The organism is Pseudodesulfovibrio alkaliphilus, assembly GCF_009729555.1.
Classification (GTDB): Bacteria; Desulfobacterota; Desulfovibrionia; order Desulfovibrionales; family Desulfovibrionaceae; genus Pseudodesulfovibrio; species Pseudodesulfovibrio alkaliphilus.
Window position 1 is genome coordinate 506,278 of sequence record NZ_WODC01000001.1, and the last position, 20,037, is coordinate 526,314.

Sequence of the window (20,037 nt, forward strand, 5' to 3'; positions counted from 1 at the left end):
AATGAATGGAGTCACTCATCAATCTGGACAAAGAGGACAGAAAATTCTGCCTATACTTCGGCGTTCTGCTGTTACTATATTTTTTGCCCATAATTATCGCAGGCTACCCGGTAAACGACGATTATCACAGAATCTTTAGAGGAAGCTCCTGGGACGATGACGGCCGCTTCCTGGCATCCCTCGCCCACCGCTTGCTGGGGCATTCGCTCACAATATATAACCCGGCGCCCCTTCCGCTTCTCTTATCCATTCTAATTTTCACATATGGGGGGCTGCTGATTAAAAAGACCTTTCTCCCTGATAATGATGCACTGCTGTCACCGCTTCTCGCGCTGGGATTCATCATCAACCCTTTTCTCATTCTTATCCTCGTTTTTCAACTTGACTCTATCGGAATCGCCCTCAGCCTGGTGCTGCTGATAATACCCTTCGCAATACGCGCTTCCCAATTCAAAAAAAGGCTCAAATATCATGCCTGCTGCGTAGTCTTCATCTTCCTGAGCTTGAATTCATACCAAGCGTCTTTAGGATTTTTCCTGTCCCTTGCCTTCATCGAGTTTCTCTACAGGGCGAAACAAGGGCAGCCCGTTTTCAAGGCACTGTCGGACAGAATCCTTCAACTCGGAACAGGCTATCTTTCCTACAAAATATTCTTGCTGCTCCCTGTCATTTCGAACAATGCCCGCCGCCCTGCACGATCACAGCTCATCGAGTTCAACCGGGAGGGGGTAGAGCTTTTTGCCAGCAACAGCATAGAAATCATAACAACAACCATTACTTCACTGAGCTATCTGCAACTAACGTATTTCACGGCCCTTTTCATTCTCTCCATCTGGCTTTCGTTCTCCATATACAAACAAGCAAAGTCGCCAAAGAAAATGGGTGTAGCGCAAAAGATTGTTATGCTCCTCCTTCCAGCCACACCTTTCATCATCCTTTTCTCATCCTTCGCACACCTGGCTGCCATTGATGGATTTTGGCATCTCGGAAAGCTGCACTCCCTCACCTCATTCAGCGGACTCACAGCATTTCTTTTTTTGGCCCTCAGATGGCGAACCGGCGACAGGCGCACCTTGTTGTGGGTGCTTACTCCAATCATTACTCTTTCTTTGAGCTTCAGTTACCTGACAGCAAATGTTGTGAAAGCTGAGTACGAATTTCACGCGTCCACCATTACTTCAATAGTGAACGAGATCAACGATCAGATAGTTGACGAGAAAGTACCGCTCTATGTAGCCGGCTCACTCCCCAGATCACACTACTTCAACCGCATTTCGCGCACATTTCCAATATTCAACGCGCTGGGCACGAACATTGGGTGGGCGCTGATGTACAGACTGTCGTATTCTGGATGCGCTGTTGACAAGTATCTGGCTGCACCTGAAGAGATGACGCTTAGGAACTCTTTAAAGGAGTTCGAAATAATCCAGGACTCTCACTTTTACCAGATCAGCAGAAGCGACGATGGACTACTTTTGACGCTCAAAGGCACAAGCTACTCACGATAATGATATCCAAGCACTTGATTATATATATACTGATAGGCTTCATCGGCGCTGCGGTAGACTTTTCGACATTCCTTATCATCAACGTCTACACAGGCCTTGGGTATATTGTTGCAAACACCATGGGTTCACTTTTTGGCATGATCAACAATTTTATTCTTAACTTTACATTCAACTACAAGCTGAAGAACAAACACTTGCAAAGATTTGCGTTGTTTTGTTCTGCCGGGTTGATCGGCATTCTTGGTTCAAACCTCATAATTTTTCTATTAGTGGAATTGATGAATCTCCAGGAAACCCTCGCCAAAACAGCAACCTTGGCTGTCGTGGTGGCGCTTCAGTATACCTTCAACCGCCTATACACTTTCCGCAAGGAATTGGACCAGAGTCCTTCTGCCCACACGTCATAAGCGTTCGTTGGTCACATTCCCCGAAACATTGCTACACGACCAATTCCAACAATGCCACAGTCTCAATGTGATGGGTGTGGGGAAACATGTCAACAGCCCGTGTGCGCGTAAGCCTGTATCTGTCCGAAAGCCGCTTGACATCGCGGGCCAGGGTGGCCGGGTCGCAGGACACGGCCACTATCCTGGGAGCGCCCAGCGCCAACAGGGCCTGGGCCGTGTTCTCGTGCAGACCTGATCGCGGCGGATCGACCACCACCACATCGGGCGGAGCCTGATCGCCGGAGCCGTCCATGCCTGGAATGCCCTGCTCCAAGGAACCCGCGATGAAGGTGCAGTGTGACAGACCGTTGAGCCGGGCGCTTTCCCGCGCCTTGGCCACGGCTTCTTCGCTCAGCTCAACGCCGATGACGCGGCCCGCCTCGCCGGCCAGATAGATGCCGATGGCTCCGGTGCCGCAGTAGAGATCAAGAAGCGACTGAGCCTCGGACAGGGCGCAGAAGTCGGCTATCGTGGCGAACAGTTCGCCTGCCCCGCCCGTGTTGGTCTGGAAAAATGCGTTGGGCGAAAGGCGGTAGCGCACCTGACGATCCCCCCGGATCAACCGCTCTTCCACGAAGGCGTTGCCAAGGGTGTGAATGATGCGCTCACCAAAGGCCACGACCGAGCGCCTGGACCGTATGGAGTGGACAAAGGAGGCCATTTCCGGGAACCGCTCGCGAAACAACGCGGCCAGATCGTTGATGAGATTGTCCTTGCGCTCGTCCCTGGCCGTGATGAGATGGGCCATGACCTCGCCCGCCCGGGTGTGACGGATGACCAGATGCCGCCAATACCCGGTGTCTGCGGCCGGATCGTAGGCGGGGACGCCCGATGCGCGGCAGAACTCGCGCACTGCGGCCATGATTTCCACGTCATACGCGTCGCACAGGTGGCACTGGGCGATGTCCAGCACCGGGCCTGGCCGATTGGCTCCCTCAGGCGTCGGCTGGCGCAGGCCGAGATGCAGGCCGTCCTGACGCTGCTCAAAGGCGAACTCCATCTTGTTGCGATAACCCCAGACCTCCGGCGATGCGGCGGGCGGGTCCATGACCAGCCCCTGCACCCCGCCGATGCGGGCCAGGGCGGCGGCCACCTGGGCATTTTTCTGAGCCAGTTGCTCTTCGTAGGCAAGGTGCTGGAGGACGCAGCCGCCGCAAGTGCCAAAATGAACACAGTGCGGCTCCACTCGATGGGCAGAGGGGGTGATCACGGCCTCGGCCACCCCCTCGGCAAACCGCTTCTTGGACCGGACGATGCGGACGGACACCGTATCCCCCGGCAGACCGCCAGCCACGAAAACCGCCATGCCGTCCACATGGGCCACGCCCCGGCCGCCATAGGCCAGGGATTCGATGTCGCAATTCACAAGAGAGTCTTTGGGCAGTGGCATGACGCGCTCCGGGTTAACAGCTTGTCGATAACCGTCGATCTACTGTCGTTACGTGACTGCAGGCGAATATTCGAGCCGCAGGGCCCCCATGCTCTACAAGTTCATGTCATCCTGCGACAAAAACCCGTTTTGGTCCCGCACTCTTTCGCGCCTAGCATCTCACCGTTTTTGGGCAATCTGCAAAGTATACTTTTCCACCAGTCAAGGCGAGAGGGTCGTTTGACACGGATCAGGCCGACTGTCTATGGTAATACGCATGATCGACAAGGCCACGGCCATGGAAACCGTCATGCGCAGGCTCGACAAGCTGCCCGAGGGCCACGCCATCGACCTGCGCACATACAAGCGCAACCGATCCATCGTCATCGCCCGCACCGGCCAGGACGCCTATGAAGTGGTGGAAAACGGATTTGCCCAGGGACGCTACGAGGCCACGGCGGACTCCCTGAAAAAACTGCTCAAAACACTCTTCAAGCGCGAGTTTCCACGCAGCACCAAGATCAGGCTTTACGACCTCGGCCCGGCCGGGGCCGACATGGTTGTGGACCGCAAGACCCTCTGATGCCGTCATGCCAGCAACGGGCGGAATACAATGGAAACCGGGCTCCCGAACGGGGCGCGGTCAGCGGGGAACCTTGCGACGCCAGGGGATGCCGGGAAAGAAAACACGGCAAGGCGCAGCAAGAAAACCATCGCCTGACAGGGCAACGCTATTGTCCGTTGCCGCCGTTCTTGATCTGGTTGAGCAAAGAGACCACGCGCTCAGGGTCTTCAAAGACGGCCCGTCGAACCGCCTCGGAGACCTTGCCGTTCATGGCCAAAAGCAGCTCCGGGTCGTCACCCAGCTCCTGCGCCAGGGCGATGATGCGTTTCTCGCACAGCGAAGCAGGCTCACCCCGCTCGATCTTGCTCAGATACGAGTGATGAATCCCGATCCGCTTGGCCACCCGGCGGATGGAATACTCAGGATCGTGCTGGCGCATGGATTCCCGCTTCGCTCTGATGTAATCGCCAAAAAGCTTGCTCACGTCTACCCCTGAGACTATACTGACAGGTTTCCCACCATTCTTGCGTCTACTATACAGTAGCCAACAACCCATCGACAAGATTGAACAAGATCGCTTGGCGAACATTTCGCAAACACGATGCCAAGGGCCGCACGCCAAGCTGGCGGCGGCCCAAGGAAGAGAAAAAGGACGGGGGGATCAGTCGGCCGAGACAGGGGTTGGCGGCTGATAATCGACCAATTCCAGGGTGAAGTGGCCGACCACCACCTTGGAACGGACCTTGACCGGAATACGGCGGCTGTCGGCCGAAAACCAGACGATCAACTCTGCGCCGGGGCTCTTGCGGAACACGCCCGAAAGGTTGCGGACATCAAGCCTGACCCGGAAGCAGGGGATGTCCCCAATGGGGGTCTTGAGGGTCTCCATGTCCTCGACAAAGGACTCGCCCACCACGCTGACCTTGCCGTCAGTGACATTGGCGCCAAAGCGCATGGTCTTGAAAAGAATCTCCTTGCGGAAAGCGAAGAGCACGGACATGGGGTCAAAGACGTGCTCGGGCTGCTCCAGTTCATGGCGCAGGTCGCCCTCGATATAGCGAAACGTGCGGCGGGCCGCCGGGTCAAAGACGATTTCCGCCTTCTTGCTGTACTTGCCCTCGTTCTGATCGCTCACGTAGCGCAGGGAGTGGGTCACATCGAGATCGGTCCAGGACTCCATGGTGTCGCGCACCTTATAAAACTTGTCCACCCAGGGCACGGTGCTGGCTGTACCGCGAAAATAGCGGGCGGGCACCCCGTCCACCTCGGTGTCGGGCATGACCTCAAGCACGGCATTGCCAGCGTGGATAAAGGTCCAGTGAATTTCATAGGTCAGCTTTTCTCCCGGACCGAACGGGAGGGGCCGCGCCTGGGCGGCTACGGGCAGAAAATGGAAAAGCCCCACGACCAGGGCCAGGACAAGGACGAAATAACGAGACGACGAGCCGGATTTGAATATCTGCATCTCCCATTTTTTCCCGGCTTTGGCGACCGAGTCAAGACAAACCGGACCAACCGGGCGCGGCATATGGACAAATCAGGCCCAAAAGGCTAGAAGACCGGATAGCCGGAAAGCAATGTTCGCATGCGAAGGAGACACAGGACATGATGCTGAGAAAACGCGCCTGGGACATGATGCGCGATGAATTTCCCACCGTGCAGGACGACGCCAGCCTTGCCGAGGCAATCCGCGTCATGCGCCACGCCATGACCGATGCCCCGGACTGCCAGGTGGTGGTGGTCCAGAACAAGGGCGGCAAGCTCGTTGGCGCCATCAACCTGTGGAACCTCTTCAAGGCGGTCAAGCAGTCGGTGCTCAAGGACGACAACCTCAAGGCCGACGGCGAGGTGGACTGGGACCAGCAATTCGCCAACGCCTGCCTGCTCTGCACCCAGCTGCGCCTTGACGACTACCTGATCACCAGCCCGCCCACGCTGCGGCCCAACGAGCCCATCCTGCTCGTCCTCGACACCTTCATCAAAACCAAGCGCGACTGGGCCCTGGTGGTGGAAAACGACAAGGTCATGGGCGTGGTCTACGTCACCGATGTCTACCGCGAGATGACCCGCGACATGGTCCCGCTCTTCAAATAGTCAAACGGAAAAGACAATGAAAAACGCCCCCTGCGCTTCCGGCACGGGGCGTTTTTTCGTCTTTGCGGTCCGGTCCCGTCACTCCTTGATCTTTAGATCCACCATCAAGAGCAGTTGAAGCGCCTTGGTGATCTCCTTGTCGTAGCGGGCGTCGCCTGCCAGATCGGCGGCGGCCTTGAGATAAGGGAGTCCGGGCGAATGCGGTCGGTCGCTGATCATGGCGCAGAAGGAATCAACCACAGCGCAAAGTCTGCCAGGGAACTCGATCTTGGAGGTCTTCATGGGGTATCCCGAGCCATTGAGGCGCTCGTGATGCTCCATGACGCACTGCTCCACCTCGGGATACTTGAGGTTGAGCTTGCCAAGCATCTCGTAGCCCACCTTGGTGTGGGCGTTGACCTTGGTTCGCTCGTCGCCGGTCAGGGGCTTGTCCTTGGAGCGGATGAAGGCGGGAACCTTGGCCATGCCCAAGTCGTGGAGAAAAAGTCCGGCCGTCAGCCTGTCGAAGGTCTTGCGCCGCACACTGTCGCGAAAATTCTTTTCCTTGAGCTTGCCGAGCAGGGCCAGGCCGAGAAAACCGCAGTTGACGCTGTGGTTCTCCAGCGAATGCTCCTTGTGCATACGCCGGACCAGCGCCCGGGCACGGCGAATGTCCTCGTAGAGGTATTCCGTGAGCACCATCAGGTCCACCCAGAGCTTTTCGAAGACCACTGGCACGGGCTGGTCGAAAAACTCCTTGAGCTTTCGCGTCAGGGCCTGGGTGAAGATGTCGGCAATCTCCTTCTCCTTGAGATTGCCGTCCACCAGGACCAGATCAAGCTGGTAGCTGATGTGCTTGACGTACACCGGGTGGTCTTCTCGAGAGACAAAGATGAGCCCGTCGTTGGTCAGGGCCAGCAGGTCATCCACCTGCTCGTTGCTCAGGCGCCCACCCACCTTGTAGTAGGGCATGATCCGGGCCACATCCTCCTTGAACAGGAAGATGTTCAACGGCGGACGGTACTTGTTGAAGCTGCCGAGGATGTCCGCACTGATCTGGTAGTATTCCTCGTTCAGCCCGTCGGGGATGTCGTGCTTCTGCTTGGCGCTCATCGTTCCCCTTCTTGATCGTTTTTGTCTCTGCCGAGCTTTTCATACAGCTTGACCACGTTGGTCTGGGTCATGGACCTGCCCTTTTCCGGCTGTCCGGCGGTGACGATGACAATGTCGCCCTCGTCAAAGGCCGGGCATTGGCGCACAAAGACCTCGGCACGCTCCTGGTGGTCGTCGATGACATCCAGGGGCGCGGCCGGGATGACCCCCCAAGAGAGGTTGGTGAAATGCCGCACGATGTGGTCGCGGCTCAGGGCGTAGATGGACTGCTTGGGGCGGCAGGAGGCCAGTATGCGCGCCGTGCCGCCCGAGGTCGAATGGCAGACGATGGCCTTGGCTCCGGTCTTGCCCGCCAGCATGGCCGCGGCATAAGCCAGAAAAGTGGAGGGGTTGTCCTGCTCGCCGCCCCGGTCCACCTCGGCCCGGCCCGACTCGAACATGAAAGCCTCGGTCTCGTAGGCGATCTTGCGCATGAACCGGACGGTTTCTCCCGGATAGCGGCCGATGGCGGTCTCTTCAGAGAGCATGACGCAGTCGGCTCCGTCGAGAATGGCGTTGGCCACATCCGTGGTCTCGGCCCGCGTTGCCATCGGCGAGTTGACCATGGAGAGCAGCATCTGGGTGGCCACGATGACAGGCTTGCCCGCCTCATTGCATGCCTTGATGATGCGCTTCTGGGCCACGGGCAGCTCGGCCAGGTCCAGCTCCAGACCCAGGTCGCCGCGGGCCACCATGACGCCGTCGGCCTCGCGCAGTATCTCGGGCAGGTTCTTGAGGGCTGCCGTACGCTCGAGCTTGGCCACGATGGGCAGCCGACGGTTGTACTTGACCATCTCCTGGCGCAGGCCGCGGATGTCCTCGGCCTTCTGGACAAAGCTCATGGCCACAACGTCCACCCCGAGCTCCATGCCGATGGCCAGATCCGCCTTGTCCTTGTCGGTCAGCGGGGCCAGGGGCGTGGTCTTGCCGGGAAAGGTGATGCCCTTTCGGGGCGGACACATGCCCGAATTGGTGGCGCGCAGACGCAGCAGAAACTCCTCCTCCACCTTGACCACCGTGAACCGGATCATGCCATCGGACAGGGCCACGGGGTCGCCCTCCCTGATCCCGACATAGAGATCCGGGATATCAAGGCAGATGAATGGGCCGTCCACCTTGGACGCCTTGTCCGAGGTGCCGAGCATGACCTCAGTGCCCTTCTCCACCTCGAAGACCGGCAGGCCAAGGTCGCAGGTGCGGATCTTGGGGCCGGACAGGTCCTGGAGGATGGTCAGGGTCAGCCCGGTCTCGTCCTCAAGACGACGGATGATGCCCACCATCCGTTCGAAGAACTCGCGGCCGCCATGGGAGAAGTTGAGACGAAAAATCTTGGCCCCTGACTCCACCAGCTCCTTGACGGCCTCGTAAGAGCCGGTTCCCGGCCCCAGCGTGGCAATGATCTTGATATGCCTGTCCATGAAAACCCCGTGGGGCGCGACAACGCGCCCTGTTACCGACCAGGACGCAAAAACACCCTGGCATTATTTACTTTTTCTGTCAGCGTGGAGAAGCTTGCCAACCGCCCCACTCCTCCAGGTAGGCCGAAGTCTATGCGTCCGGCCCCGAAAAATCAATGATCCTCGCGGTATTTTGCCGCTGTTTTTTCTCTTTGCTGTTGACTTTCTCAAATTTTTCAATCATCGGTGGAAAGAAGTGGAACTTAGTGTAAAACTAGGGTAAGAATGTGGAGCGAGCAGCCGCTCCGGGGGAACGATGAAATTTCGAGGTCACGCACACAGAAGCCTGGACGACAAGGGACGGCTCATCCTGCCGCCCGAGTTCCGGGACATGATCCGCTCCGGCGTACCGGAGTCGATCATTGTGCTGACCATTTTCGACAAGCACGTTATCGGCATCACCCCGGAGCAGTGGTCGCGGATGGAAGACGAGCTTGAGAAGGTCAAGACCCCGAGCCGGGAGCTGCAAAACACCATCCGCATCCTCTACTCCGGCTATACCGAAACGCCGATGGGAGCACAGGGGCGCATCGCCATCCCCGCCCATCTGCGCAAAAGCGGCAAGCTGGACAAGGATGTGGTGGTCATGGGCGCCGGGCGTCGGTTCGAGATATGGCCTGCGGACAGCTTTGAACGGTTGCTCGACGAGGACTACGACGTGTCCCGCGAACTGGCTGAAAACAACGTCAGTCTGCCCTTCTAGCGATGGAAGGCCGCGTTGATCCCGCGACCCTCCACACGACGGTTCTTTTACATGAAGTGATCGAGTGGCTCCGGCCGAAACCGGGAGGGCGGTATCTGGACGGAACCCTCGGCATGGGCGGCCACAGCCTCGCGCTCATGGAGCGTGCCGGGGCCGGAGCCGAACTTGCCGGACTTGATCGCGATGCGCGAGCCCTGGCCCTGGCCGGCGAGCGGCTCGCAGGAATGGGCGACCGCGCCCATCTTTTCCACCTGCCGTTTTCGAGGTTTGAGGAAGCCTTGGACACACTGGGGTGGGAAACGGTGGACGGGGCCGTTCTCGACCTTGGCGTCTCGTCACTCCAGCTCGATGAAGCAGAGCGGGGATTCAGCTTCATCAGCGACGGGCCGCTGGACATGCGTATGGACCCGGAGTGCGGCCCCTCGGCAGCCGACCTGGTCAATACGCTCAAGCATGGTGATCTGGCGCGGATCATCAGGGCCTACGGGGAAGACCCCCTGGCCGGGAAAATCGCGTCGGCGATACTGAAGGCACGGGACAAGGGAGCGATCACCAGAACGCTCCAACTGGCCGAGATAGTGCGGCTGGCCTATCCGCCCAAGATGCGGCACACGGCCCGCAACCATCCGGCGACCCGGACCTTTCAGGGACTGCGAATAGCGGTCAACAGGGAAACAGAGGAACTTGAACACTACCTTGAAACCATAATCGGGCGGCTTGCGCCCGGTGCGAGAGCGGCCATCATCTCGTTTCACTCCCTGGAGGACAGGGCCGTGAAACGCGCCTTCCTGGCGGCAGCCAGGGGATGCCGCTGCCCGTCGCACCAACTGCACTGCACCTGCGGGGGCGTTCCCTCGTTCAAGGTGCTCACCCGCAAGCCGCAGACGCCGTCCGACGAGGAAGCGGCCCGAAACCCCCGCAGCCGCAGCGCCAAGCTGCGCGTGGCCGAGAGGCTCGGGCCGGATGGAGAAGAGGCATGAGCACGACGGACAAAACCCTTTTATGGATGATCCTCACCCTGCTGGGTGCGGCCCTCTCCCTCGGGCTCGGCGCGGTATGGCTCAACATTGAACGCATGGATCTGGCATACGACCTGCGCAAGATGGAGAAGAGCCTGAACCAGAAGGAGGCTCTGGCCGTGAAACTTTCGGTTGAGAGGAACAACCAGGTTTCACCTTATCAACTCAAAAGGCTCGCCGGTCAGTTGGACCTTGGCGTTGCCGCGCCGGGACAGATACGGCGTATCACCGACACGCAATAGTCGGCGTCAGGCATCATACCGGCGCCGCATAGGGAACACAGGGAACAGGATGGCTCAGGACGGCCAGAGGCGCAAGGATCACAGCAAGGTGAAGATAGGGCTTGTCGCGGCCCTTTTCGCGCTTGCCTTTGCCGGGCTTTGGGTTCGTGCGGGCTGGGTGCAGTTGCACCTTGGCGACGCGCTGCTGACCCAGGCATCGCGCCAGAGCCTTGCCGCCGAATTCGAATACGGCGAGCGCGGCCGAATTTTTGACCGAAACGGCGAGATGCTGGCCACCAGCGTCCAGGCCAACTCGGTGTATGCCAGCCCCTTTGAGATAGCCGATCTCGACGCGGCGGCCACCGCTGTGGCCAAGGCGCTTTCCCTGCCCCGCAAGGACGTGCGCCAGAAACTCTCCGCCAAAAAGCAATTCGTCTGGATCAAACGGCAGGTCAGCGATCGCGAGGCCGCTGCCCTGGCCCGGGCCGACATTCCTGGAATCCGCCTGACCACCGAATATTCCCGCATCTACCCCAACGGCCATCTGGCCGGACAGACGCTGGGCTTCGTGGACATCGACGGTCAGGGGCTGGAAGGAGTGGAGCGCCTCTATGACGCCCGCATGCAGCCGGGAAAGGCCAAGTTCGTGGTCCAGCGCGACGCCAAGGGCAGCCGGCTCTATCTCGACGCCCAGGGCCGGGAAATGAACATCAACGGCCTGGATGTGTTCCTGACCCTCGACACCCACATCCAGCACGCCGCCGAACAGGCCCTGGCCAACGCCATCGCCAAGTACAAGGCCCGGGCGGGCATCGTCCTCGTGGTGGAGGTGGAGACCGGCGACATCCTGGCCATGGCCAACCAGCCCTTCTTCAACCCCAATGCTGTCAAGGGCTCCACTCCCGGCCAGCGCAGACTGCGGGCCGTGACCGACGTGTACGAGCCCGGCTCCACATTCAAGCCTTTCCTTTTCGCCGCCGCCCTGGAAGAAGGCGCCATCAAACCGGACACGCTCATCGACTGCGAGAACGGCCGCTGGCGCGTGGCCAACAAGACCATCCGCGACACCCACCCCAGAAGCTGGATCCCGGCCCACCAGATTATGCGCTACTCCTCCAACATCGGTTGCGCCAAAATCGGCCTGGACATGGGCGCCGACATGTACGCCGACTATCTTTCCAGGCTCGGCTTCGGCGAGAAGACGGACCTCGGCCTGTCGGGCGAGTCCTCCGGGCTGGTCATGCCCCCGGCCAAGTGGACCAGTGTGGATCTGGCGGCCATCAGCTTCGGCCAGGGCATCGGCGTCACTGCCGTGCAAATGGCCCGGGCCTTCCTCTGCCTCGCCAACGAGGGCGTGACGCGCCAGCTCAATCTGGTGCGCGACCCTGCCCCGGCCCGTCCCCATGCGGCGGTGCGCGTCTTCAGCCGCGAAACCTCGGCCACGGTGCTCAGGATGATGCGCGATGTGGTCCACGAGGACGGCACCGGCCGTTCCGCTCGCATCCCCGGCATCACCATGGCAGGCAAAACCGGCACGGCCCAGAAGGCGACCAAGGGAGGCTACGGCGACCAGTATCTCTCCTCCTTCGTGGCCATGGTCCCGGCCGAAGACCCGAAACTTCTGGTCATCACAATGATTGACGAACCGCAGACGGCCAACTACGGCTCCATGGTCGCGGCGCCGGTATGCCGCGACGTGACCGTGCGTACCCTGGCCTATTACGGCAAGGTCTCCGAAACCCTGGAATCCGTGGTGGCCGAAAGGGTCTCCGTGGACTCGCTGGCGGACTCTCCGCTCAACGAGGCCATGGCTCCCCCGGCCGAACACCCCGAGAGCGACACCGTGCCCAACATCAGGGGCCTGACGGTGCGTCGCGCCCTGGAACTCCTGGCCAGACGGGGCATCGTCCCGGTGCTCAAGGGACAGGGCATGACGGTAAAAGACCATAAACCCAATGCGGGACAACCGTGGCCCACGGAACAACAGACGGAGGGAACGGACGATGTTTTTATTCTCTGGCTCTCATAGCGAAAAGAAGGCGAAACGAGGCGTTATGGAATTCGATGCCCTGCTCAAGGAAGCCGCAAAAGGCTTGGTTGTCCGCACGGATTCGCGAAAAATCCTGCCCGGCGACTGCTTTGTGGCCATGCCCGGCACCTCGGTGCGCGGCATAGACTACATCCCCGGAGCGCTGGACCGCGGCGCGGCCTACATCGTGGCCCCGGCCCAGGCCCGCGACCTGGTGGCTCCGGTGGCAGAAAAGCGCGCCCGGGTCGCCTACCACGAAAATCCCGCCGTGGCTCTCGGCGAACTGGCCCGCGCCCACTTCCATCTGCCCGACCGGGACCTCAAGCTGGTGGGCGTCACGGGCACCAACGGCAAGACGACTACCACCTACATCATCGAACACCTGCTTGCGGCCACCGGCCTCAAGGTGGGCGTGCTCGGCACGGTCAGCTACCGCTGGCCCGGATTCTCCATGAACGCGCCCCTGACCACGCCCGACTGCTGGATGATCCACGAGCTGCTCTTCAACATGAAAAAGGCGGATGTGGATGTGGCGGTCATGGAGGTCTCCTCCCACGCCCTGGACCAGTACCGCGTGGCCGGGCTCGACTTCGACGCCGGGGTGCTCACCAACGTCACCCAGGACCACCTGGACTATCACGGCGACATGGAAACATATTTCAATGCCAAGTCCAGGCTCTTCACCGGCTGTCTGCGCCAGGGCCGTCCCGGTATCATCAACTACAACGACCCCTACGGGCGCCGACTGCTGGCCGACCTTGACGACGCCATTGGCTACGGCATCGGGGACACAGCCATCGTCACCCATCAGGTGGGCGACAAGCCCATGGTCCAGGGACGCATCCTCTCCCTCACCGGCCAGGGCATGGAGATCGAGACCTCGTACAAGGGCAAGACCTGGACCGTGCAGTCGCCGCTCATCGGCGCGTACAACGCCATGAACCTCCTGGCCGCCCAGGCCGTGGGCCTACAGCTGGGCCTCACCTGCCGCGACATGCGGGCCCTCAAGGATTTCGCAGGCGTCCCCGGCCGCCTGGAGCGTGTCGTCAACGACCGGGACCTGGACATCTTCGTGGACTACGCCCATACCCCCGACGCCCTGGAGAACGTCCAACACACCCTCAAGAGCCTCGACTTCAAACGGCTGATCACCGTATTCGGCTGCGGCGGCGACCGCGACCGGGCCAAGCGCCCCCTCATGGCCAGGGCCGTGGCCCGCTATGCCGACGTGGCCGTGCTCACCTCGGACAACCCGCGCAGCGAACCACCCGAGGCGATCATGGACGACGCCCGGCCCGGTCTGGCCAAGGCCGCCCGGATCATCGAACACCCGGACCGGCAGACGGCCATCACCCTGGCCGTGGCAGAAATGGAACCCGGCGACGTGCTGCTCATTGCGGGCAAGGGGCATGAGGACTACCAGCAGATCGCCGGAACCACCATCCACTTCTCGGACAGGGAAGCGGCCATCAAAGCCATTGAGGAGACGCGATGAGGCTGACTCTGGGCGATGTCCAGCACTGCCTGACCGGGCTGACCGAGGCCTGCCGGGAATGCACCGTGATCAACGCGGTTCGCACCGACAGTCGTGCGGTGGAGCCGGGCGACCTCTTCTTCTGCATCGAGGGCTGGAACTTCGATGGTCACGAGTTCGCACCCCAGGCCGAGGCCAAGGGCGCCGTGGCCGTTGTCGCCTCGCGCCCCCTTGAGGGGCTCTCGATTCCGGTCATCGTGGTTCGCGACACGATCCGCTCCCTGGGACGGCTGGCCTCCTGCTGGCGCGACCTGTGCGGGGCCAGACTGGTGGCCGTCACCGGCACGGCGGGCAAGACCACGGTCAAGGAAATGCTCGCTGCCGTCATCTCCCGCAAGCACGCTGTTGCCAAAAACTTTCGCAATTTGAACAACCAGATAGGACTGCCACTGTCCATGCTCAAGGCAGACGATGCGCAGCCGGTTTGGGTCATGGAACTGGGCATCTCGATCAAGGGCGACATGGAAGAACTGGCCGTCATCGCCAGCCCGGACGTGGCCGTGATCACCAATGCGGGACCGGGCCATCTTGAGGGCCTGGGCGACGTGGCCGGAGTTGCCAGGGCCAAGAGCAGCCTGCTCAAATACCTGCGCCAGGACGGCGTGGCCGTGATCAGCAGGGATTATCCCGAACTGTGGGAGGCCGCCACCGCGCTGGTGCCCGAACCCGCAGGATTCTCCACCCGCGATGAATCCGCACCATTTTTCGCCGCATCACTCGGCGCGGACGATGAAGGCAGGGGCCACTTCCGTCTGCGCACCCCGGACGGCGACGGTGAATTCACGGCCCCCTTCTGCGGCGAGCACTATGCCGAGAATGTGGCCTGCGTTGCCGCAGCAGCCAGCGCCCTGGGCCTTTCCCGCACCGACGTGGTCGAGGGGGTCCAGGCCGTGGAACCGGACTGCCAGCGCTTTTGCTGCCGCAAGAGCGGCCATGCCCTGGTCATCGACGACACCTACAACGCCAACCCCCTGTCCATGGGCCGGTCCATCCGCACCGCCGCCACCATGACCAAGGGCCGCCCCCTGGTCCTGGTGCTGGGCGACATGCGCGAACTCGGCGCACAGGCGCGGGAAAGCCACGAGGCGCTTGGGCGGCTCATCAGGGAGGTCGCGCCCCTGGCCGTCTTTTACAAGGGTACGCATTTTGAGGATGTGGCGCGGGGCCTTGACCACGCCGCACCCCTGACCCGCATCGAGGAATTGGAACCTTTCCTGGCCCAGTGGCAGGCCCTTGGGACCGACAACGCCGTGGTGCTGGTCAAGGGATCGCGCTCCCTGAAAATGGAGGCATTTGCCGCCGCCCTGTGCCGGGAGCTTCAGGACGGACCCGCAATCGAGGGAGGTTCCCGGTGATCTACAATCTTCTCGTGCCGCTGAGCAGCGATGTCGGCGTGTTCAACGTCTTTCGCTACATCACCTTCCGCTCTGTGTGGGCGCTTTTGACCGCCCTGATCATCTCCATCCTCTTCGGTCCGGCCATGATCCGCTGGCTCCAGCGCATCAAGTGCGGCCAGTACATCCGCGAGGACGGTCCCAAGCATCAGGCCAAGCAGGGCACGCCGACCATGGGCGGAATAATGATCATCTTCGCGGTCTGCGTCTCCACCCTGCTCTGGGCCGATCTGACCAATGTGTATGTCTGGCTGACCCTGCTGGTCTTCGCGGGCTTTGGCGCTGTGGGGTTCGCCGACGACTATCTCAAGGTGGTCAAGAAGCGCAACGAAGGGCTCTCGGCCAAGGCCAAGTTCCTGCTCCAGTGCGCGGTGGCCGCGGCGGCCATAGCCCTGCTCATCCAGGAGCCCGCCTATTCCACCCGTCTGGCCGTGCCCTTTTTCAAGAATTTCAACCCGGACCTCGGCTGGTTCTATCTGCCCTTTGCCCTGGTGGTCATGGTCGGTGCCAGCAACGCGGTCAACCTCACCGACGGCCTCGACGGGCTGGCCATCGGCCCCATGGTGGTGGCCATGGCCTGCTTCGCCATCTTCATCTACGTCTCCGGCCATGCGAAAATGGCCGATTACCTGGCCGTGCCCAACGTGGTCGGCATCGGCGAGGTCACGGTCTTCTGCGGGGCCATGGTGGGCGCGGGCCTCGGCTTCCTCTGGTTCAACGCCCATCCGGCCCAGGTCTTCATGGGCGATGTCGGCTCCCTGTCCCTGGGAGGAGCGCTCGGCTTTGTGGCCGTGCTGGCCAAGCAGGAGCTGCTGCTGGCCATTGTGGGCGGCGTGTTCGTCTTCGAGACCCTCTCGGTCATCCTCCAGGTGGGCTACTTCAAGCTCTCCGGCGGCAAACGCATCTTCAAGATGGCTCCGCTGCACCATCATTTCGAACTCAAGGGCATCCCGGAATCGAAGATCATCGTCCGGTTCTGGATTCTTTCCATACTCATGGCGCTCATGGCGCTCTCGACCCTCAAGCTGAGGTAGGCAGTGAACCGCATCGTCAGACAATTCATCGAGCAGCGCACCCTGGCGGGCAAGCAGGGCGTGGTGGTGGGCACCGGCCGCAGCGGCCTCGCCGCCGCACGGCTGCTCGACGTGCTGGGCTGCAGGGTGCGCGTGGCCGACAGCGACGAAACCGTGACCGCCCAGCGCCTGGGGCCTCTGGCCGGACGGGTGGACCTGATCACCGGCCCCCACAAACCCGAACACTTCCGCGACGCGGACATGGTCGTGCTCTCGCCCGGCGTGCCGGTAAAACGGCTGGCCAGCGCCCTTGAGGGCGTCCCGGCGCAAAACGTGGTGGCCGAACTGGAGCTGGCCTCCTGGTTCCTCGAGGCCCCGGTGCTGGCCGTGACCGGCACCAACGGCAAAACCACGACCACCACGCTCATCAGCGAGATTTTCCGCCACGCAGGCATCAACGCCTTTACCGGCGGCAACATCGGCACCCCCCTGTGCGAGTATCTGCTCGACATGGAACAGGCCGAGGTCATCGTGCTTGAAGTGTCAAGCTTCCAGCTCCAGAACTGCCGCCTGTTCAAGCCGCATGTCGGCCTCTTCCTCAACTTCGCGGCCAACCACCTCGACTACCACGACGACATGGACGAGTACCTGGACGCCAAGCTGAACCTCTTTGCCCGCATGAGCGGCGATGACACCGCCCTGCTGCACGAGTCTCTGCGTCCGGCCATCGAAGGCCGGGGATTCACCGACGCCCGTGTCGAATGGTTCGGCCCCACGGACCGTTTCGAGGCCCCGCACCTGCCCGGCGAGCACAACCGCTCCAACGTGGAGGGCGCCTGGCAGGCCGTGCGCCGCTTCGGCGTGACCGAGGCCCAGGCCGCCGAGGCCATCCGCGGGTTCCGGCCCCTGGCGCATCGCATCGAACGCGTGGCCGAGGTCAGGGGCGTTGTCTACGTGGACGATTCCAAGGCCACCACCCTGGACGCTGTCCTGGCCGCGGTGCGCAGCTGCCGCAAGCCGGTGCGCCTACTCATGGGCGGAGTGTGGAAGGGCGGGGATGTGGCCGCCTTTGCCCGCGAGATCGGCGACACGGTTATCCATATCGGCCTGTTCGGCGGCAGCCGCGACGTGTTTGAGCCGGAACTCTCCAAGGCCTTTCCCGTGACCTGGGACGAGACCCTGGAGCTGGCCGTGCTCAGGCAGGCGTCCATGGCCCGGCCCGGCGAGACGGTGCTGCTTTCCCCGGCCACCTCGAGTTTCGACCAGTACAAGGGCTATGGCGAGCGCGGCGACGACTTCAAACGCGTGGTGGAAGGTCTGTCATGAGCGGAGGACTCAACGCCAAGGCGGCTGTGGGCCGCGCCGATCCCTGGCTGATGACGGCCACCCTGTTCCTGGGCGGGTTCGGCCTGATCATGGTCCTCTCCTCAAGCGGGATCATGGCCGAACGCGTATATGGCGACACCTACTTTTTCTTCAAGCGCCAGCTGCTTTTCACCGCCGTGGGACTGGTGGGCATGGCCGCGTGCATGCAGATGCCCCGCCGGGTGCTCTTCGGTCTGACCTATGTATGGATTTTGGCCGCCCTGGTCCTGCTCGCCCTGTGCCTCTCCCCTGCCGGGTTCACCGTCAACGGCGCCAGCCGCTGGGTCAGAATCGGCCCGGTCCACCTTCAACCGTTGGAGTTCTCCAAGGTCGCCCTGGTCCTGTACCTGGCCTATTTCTTCGCCCGCAAGCAGGACATGGTACGCACCTTCTCGGTGGGTTTCCTGCCGCCGTTCATCGTCACCGGCATCTTCTGCGGCCTGCTCCTGCTCCAGCCGGACTTTGGCGGGGCCGTGGTCCTGGCCGGGCTGCTTTTCTTCATGTGTCTGGTGGGCGGCACCCGTTTCAGCTATCTTTTCCTCTCGCTCCTCTTCGCTGCTGGCGCAGCCTGGCTGCTCATCTCGTCCTCGCCCTACCGATTCAAGCGCTGGACCGCCTTCCTCGACCCCTTTGCCTCGGCCCAGAACGAAGGCTACCAACTGGTCCAGTCCCTCTACGCCTTCGGCTCGGGACGCATTTTCGGCACAGGGCTGGGAGCGGGCAAGCAAAAGCTCTTTTTCCTGCCCGAGGCGCACAACGACTTCATCATGGCCGTGGTCGGCGAGGAGCTGGGCTTTGCGGGCATGTCGCTGTTCTTCATCGCCATCGGCTTCTTCCTGTGGCGGGCGCTTCGGGTCTGCATCAGGCTTGAAGACCTCCAGGACAGGTTCACGGCCTTTGGCGTCACCTGCGTCCTGGCCCTTGGCATGCTTCTGAATCTGGCCGTGGTGTTGGGCACCGTGCCGCCCAAGGGCGTGGCCATGCCCTTCATCAGCTACGGCGGCTCGTCCCTGACCGCGTCCTTCATCTGCGCGGGCATCCTGCTCAATCTCTCAAGGAGGGTGCCGTCATGACCCTGGCGCGCATCCTCATCGCCACTGGCGGCACCGGGGGCCACATCTTCCCGGCCCTGGCCGTGGCCGACGCGCTGGCAACACGCCATCCTGGAGCGGCCATCCTCTTTGCGGGCGGCAAGGGCCCCGAGGGCGACATGGCCCGCAGCCACGGCCTCGATTTTCTGGAGCTTCCGGCCAGGGGAATCATGGGCAGGGGCGTGTCCGGGCTGCTGGGCGGGCTGGCCTGGATCGGCCGGGGGCTCCCCCTGGCCCTGCGCGAGGTCAGACGTTTCCGCCCCGACGCGGCCATCGGCTTTGGCGGATACGCGGGGTTTTGCCCGGTGCTGGCCGCCGCCCTGCTCGGGGTCCCTTCGGCCGTGCATGAACAGAATTCGGTGCCCGGTGTGACCAACAAAGTCCTGGGCCGGGTGGTCAAACGGATATTCCTGAGCTTTCCCGACTCCTCGGGAGCCTTTCCGACGCACAAGACAACCCTCACGGGCAATCCGATACGCACGGCCATCCTCGCCGCGGGCGAAACCCGGAAGAAACAGGCGGGCCATACTCCCGGCAAGCAGGTGCTCGTGCTGGGCGGCAGCCAGGGGGCGCGTCCGGTGAACGACGCGGTCATCGCCGCCCTGCCCCGGCTCACGGAACTGGGCGTGACCCTGACCCATCAGGCGGGCCGGGCCGACGCCGACAGGGTCCGTGCGGCCTATGCGGCGTCCGGGGCCGATCCGGCCCAGGTGCGCGACTTTATCGACGATATGGCCGCCGAGTATGCGCGGGCCGATCTGGCTGTATGCCGGGCGGGCGCGACCACGGTGTTCGAGGTGGCGGGAGCCGGGGTTCCGGCCCTGTTCATCCCCTTTCCTCAGGCCACCCACGACCACCAGACCATGAACGCCCGCGCCCTGGCCGAAACCGGCGCGGCCCGGCTGCTGCCCCAGGCGGAGCTGACCGGCGCGGGGCTGGCAGAGGCCGTTCTGGCCCTGCTCGGCGATGCGGAACAACTGATGACAATGAGCCGCGCCGCCCGGAGTTTTTCCCGGCCGGACGCGGCGGCGGACATAGCAAGGGGCCTGGAGGCCCTGGCGGCCTAGCCCTGCGGGGCAGGCACAGGAGAGATGTCAT

The 20,037-nt window shown here is 61.9% G+C and carries 19 protein-coding genes; 14 read left to right on the top strand and 5 right to left on the bottom strand.

The genetic code is table 11. From position 1 onward, the window contains the following. The first annotated feature begins 5 nt into the window (after positions 1-5). On the top strand, positions 6-1,508 hold the full coding sequence (locus GKC30_RS02445; protein WP_155932107.1) for a glucosyltransferase domain-containing protein: 1,503 nt from the start codon (positions 6-8) through the stop codon (positions 1,506-1,508). Continuing rightward, positions 1,508-1,915: a GtrA family protein gene (locus GKC30_RS02450; protein ID WP_155932108.1), complete on the top strand. Its 408-nt coding sequence runs from the start codon at positions 1,508-1,510 to the stop codon at positions 1,913-1,915. The genes GKC30_RS02445 and GKC30_RS02450 overlap by 1 nt, the downstream gene beginning before the upstream one ends. 31 nt (positions 1,916-1,946) lie before the next feature. Here GKC30_RS02450 and rlmD read toward each other — a convergent pair whose 3' ends face one another. Further along, the gene (gene rlmD, locus GKC30_RS02455; RefSeq protein ID WP_155932109.1) at positions 1,947-3,344 is read right to left on the bottom strand and encodes a 23S rRNA (uracil(1939)-C(5))-methyltransferase RlmD; all 1,398 of its coding nucleotides are present in this window, start codon (positions 3,342-3,344) and stop codon (positions 1,947-1,949) included. Positions 3,345-3,600: 256 nt separating this feature from the next. Between rlmD and GKC30_RS02460 the strand changes: the two genes are divergently transcribed. Next, a complete protein-coding gene (locus GKC30_RS02460; protein WP_437179098.1) occupies positions 3,601-3,906 on the top strand; it encodes a hypothetical protein in 306 nt (101 codons plus the stop codon). Between the two features lie 148 nt (positions 3,907-4,054). Here the strand turns inward: GKC30_RS02460 and GKC30_RS02465 are convergent, their stop codons facing one another. Together GKC30_RS02465 and GKC30_RS02470 are read right to left on the bottom strand one after the other, a co-directional pair. Then, positions 4,055-4,372, bottom strand: coding sequence for a helix-turn-helix domain-containing protein (locus GKC30_RS02465; protein WP_367613929.1), 318 nt, complete (start codon positions 4,370-4,372; stop codon positions 4,055-4,057). Positions 4,373-4,549: 177 nt separating this feature from the next. Beyond that, a complete protein-coding gene (locus GKC30_RS02470; RefSeq protein ID WP_155932111.1) occupies positions 4,550-5,353 on the bottom strand; it encodes a DUF3108 domain-containing protein in 804 nt (267 codons plus the stop codon). A gap of 140 nt (positions 5,354-5,493) precedes the next feature. Between GKC30_RS02470 and GKC30_RS02475 the strand changes: the two genes are divergently transcribed. After that, entirely contained in the window at positions 5,494-5,982 is a 489-nt protein-coding gene (locus GKC30_RS02475) for a CBS domain-containing protein (protein ID WP_155932112.1), read from the top strand. 78 nt (positions 5,983-6,060) lie between these two features. Here GKC30_RS02475 and GKC30_RS02480 read toward each other — a convergent pair whose 3' ends face one another. Beyond that, positions 6,061-7,074 carry an HD-GYP domain-containing protein gene (locus GKC30_RS02480; RefSeq protein ID WP_155932113.1) on the bottom strand — a complete coding sequence of 338 codons (1,014 nt, stop codon included), beginning with the start codon at positions 7,072-7,074 and terminating at the stop codon, positions 6,061-6,063. After that, entirely contained in the window at positions 7,071-8,531 is a 1,461-nt protein-coding gene (gene pyk / locus GKC30_RS02485; protein ID WP_155932114.1) for a pyruvate kinase, read from the bottom strand. Before pyk ends, GKC30_RS02480 begins: the two co-directional genes overlap by 4 nt. Positions 8,532-8,826: 295 nt before the next feature. Here pyk and GKC30_RS02490 point away from each other — a divergent pair, with 295 nt between their 5' ends. From GKC30_RS02490 to murG, 10 genes are read left to right on the top strand one after another with little or no spacing between them, the layout of a single operon-like run. Then, the gene (locus tag GKC30_RS02490) at positions 8,827-9,273 is read left to right on the top strand and encodes a division/cell wall cluster transcriptional repressor MraZ (RefSeq protein ID WP_155932115.1); all 447 of its coding nucleotides are present in this window, start codon (positions 8,827-8,829) and stop codon (positions 9,271-9,273) included. Positions 9,274-9,275: 2 nt separating this feature from the next. Then, positions 9,276-10,253, top strand: a complete 978-nt coding sequence (gene rsmH, locus GKC30_RS02495; protein ID WP_155932116.1) for a 16S rRNA (cytosine(1402)-N(4))-methyltransferase RsmH — start codon at positions 9,276-9,278, stop codon at positions 10,251-10,253. Further along, positions 10,250-10,534: a hypothetical protein gene (locus GKC30_RS02500; RefSeq protein ID WP_155932117.1), complete on the top strand. Its 285-nt coding sequence runs from the start codon at positions 10,250-10,252 to the stop codon at positions 10,532-10,534. Before rsmH ends, GKC30_RS02500 begins: the two co-directional genes overlap by 4 nt. Positions 10,535-10,583: 49 nt before the next feature. Then, the gene (locus tag GKC30_RS02505; RefSeq protein ID WP_155932118.1) at positions 10,584-12,542 is read left to right on the top strand and encodes a penicillin-binding transpeptidase domain-containing protein; all 1,959 of its coding nucleotides are present in this window, start codon (positions 10,584-10,586) and stop codon (positions 12,540-12,542) included. Then, a complete protein-coding gene (locus GKC30_RS02510) occupies positions 12,517-14,037 on the top strand; it encodes a UDP-N-acetylmuramoyl-L-alanyl-D-glutamate--2,6-diaminopimelate ligase (RefSeq protein WP_155932119.1) in 1,521 nt (506 codons plus the stop codon). The genes GKC30_RS02505 and GKC30_RS02510 overlap by 26 nt, the downstream gene beginning before the upstream one ends. Continuing rightward, complete coding sequence (locus GKC30_RS02515) at positions 14,034-15,431, top strand: UDP-N-acetylmuramoyl-tripeptide--D-alanyl-D-alanine ligase (RefSeq protein ID WP_155932120.1); 1,398 nt, start codon at positions 14,034-14,036, stop codon at positions 15,429-15,431. The genes GKC30_RS02510 and GKC30_RS02515 overlap by 4 nt, the downstream gene beginning before the upstream one ends. Beyond that, positions 15,428-16,504 carry a phospho-N-acetylmuramoyl-pentapeptide-transferase gene (mraY, locus tag GKC30_RS02520; protein WP_367613932.1) on the top strand — a complete coding sequence of 359 codons (1,077 nt, stop codon included), beginning with the start codon at positions 15,428-15,430 and terminating at the stop codon, positions 16,502-16,504. Before GKC30_RS02515 ends, mraY begins: the two co-directional genes overlap by 4 nt. Before the next feature lie 3 nt (positions 16,505-16,507). Beyond that, a complete protein-coding gene (gene murD, locus GKC30_RS02525; protein ID WP_367613933.1) occupies positions 16,508-17,809 on the top strand; it encodes a UDP-N-acetylmuramoyl-L-alanine--D-glutamate ligase in 1,302 nt (433 codons plus the stop codon). Beyond that, the gene (ftsW, locus tag GKC30_RS02530; RefSeq protein WP_155932121.1) at positions 17,806-18,921 is read left to right on the top strand and encodes a putative lipid II flippase FtsW; all 1,116 of its coding nucleotides are present in this window, start codon (positions 17,806-17,808) and stop codon (positions 18,919-18,921) included. Before murD ends, ftsW begins: the two co-directional genes overlap by 4 nt. Then, positions 18,918-20,006, top strand: coding sequence for an undecaprenyldiphospho-muramoylpentapeptide beta-N-acetylglucosaminyltransferase (gene murG / locus GKC30_RS02535; protein WP_196772784.1), 1,089 nt, complete (start codon positions 18,918-18,920; stop codon positions 20,004-20,006). Before ftsW ends, murG begins: the two co-directional genes overlap by 4 nt. Positions 20,007-20,037 lie beyond the last annotated feature (31 nt).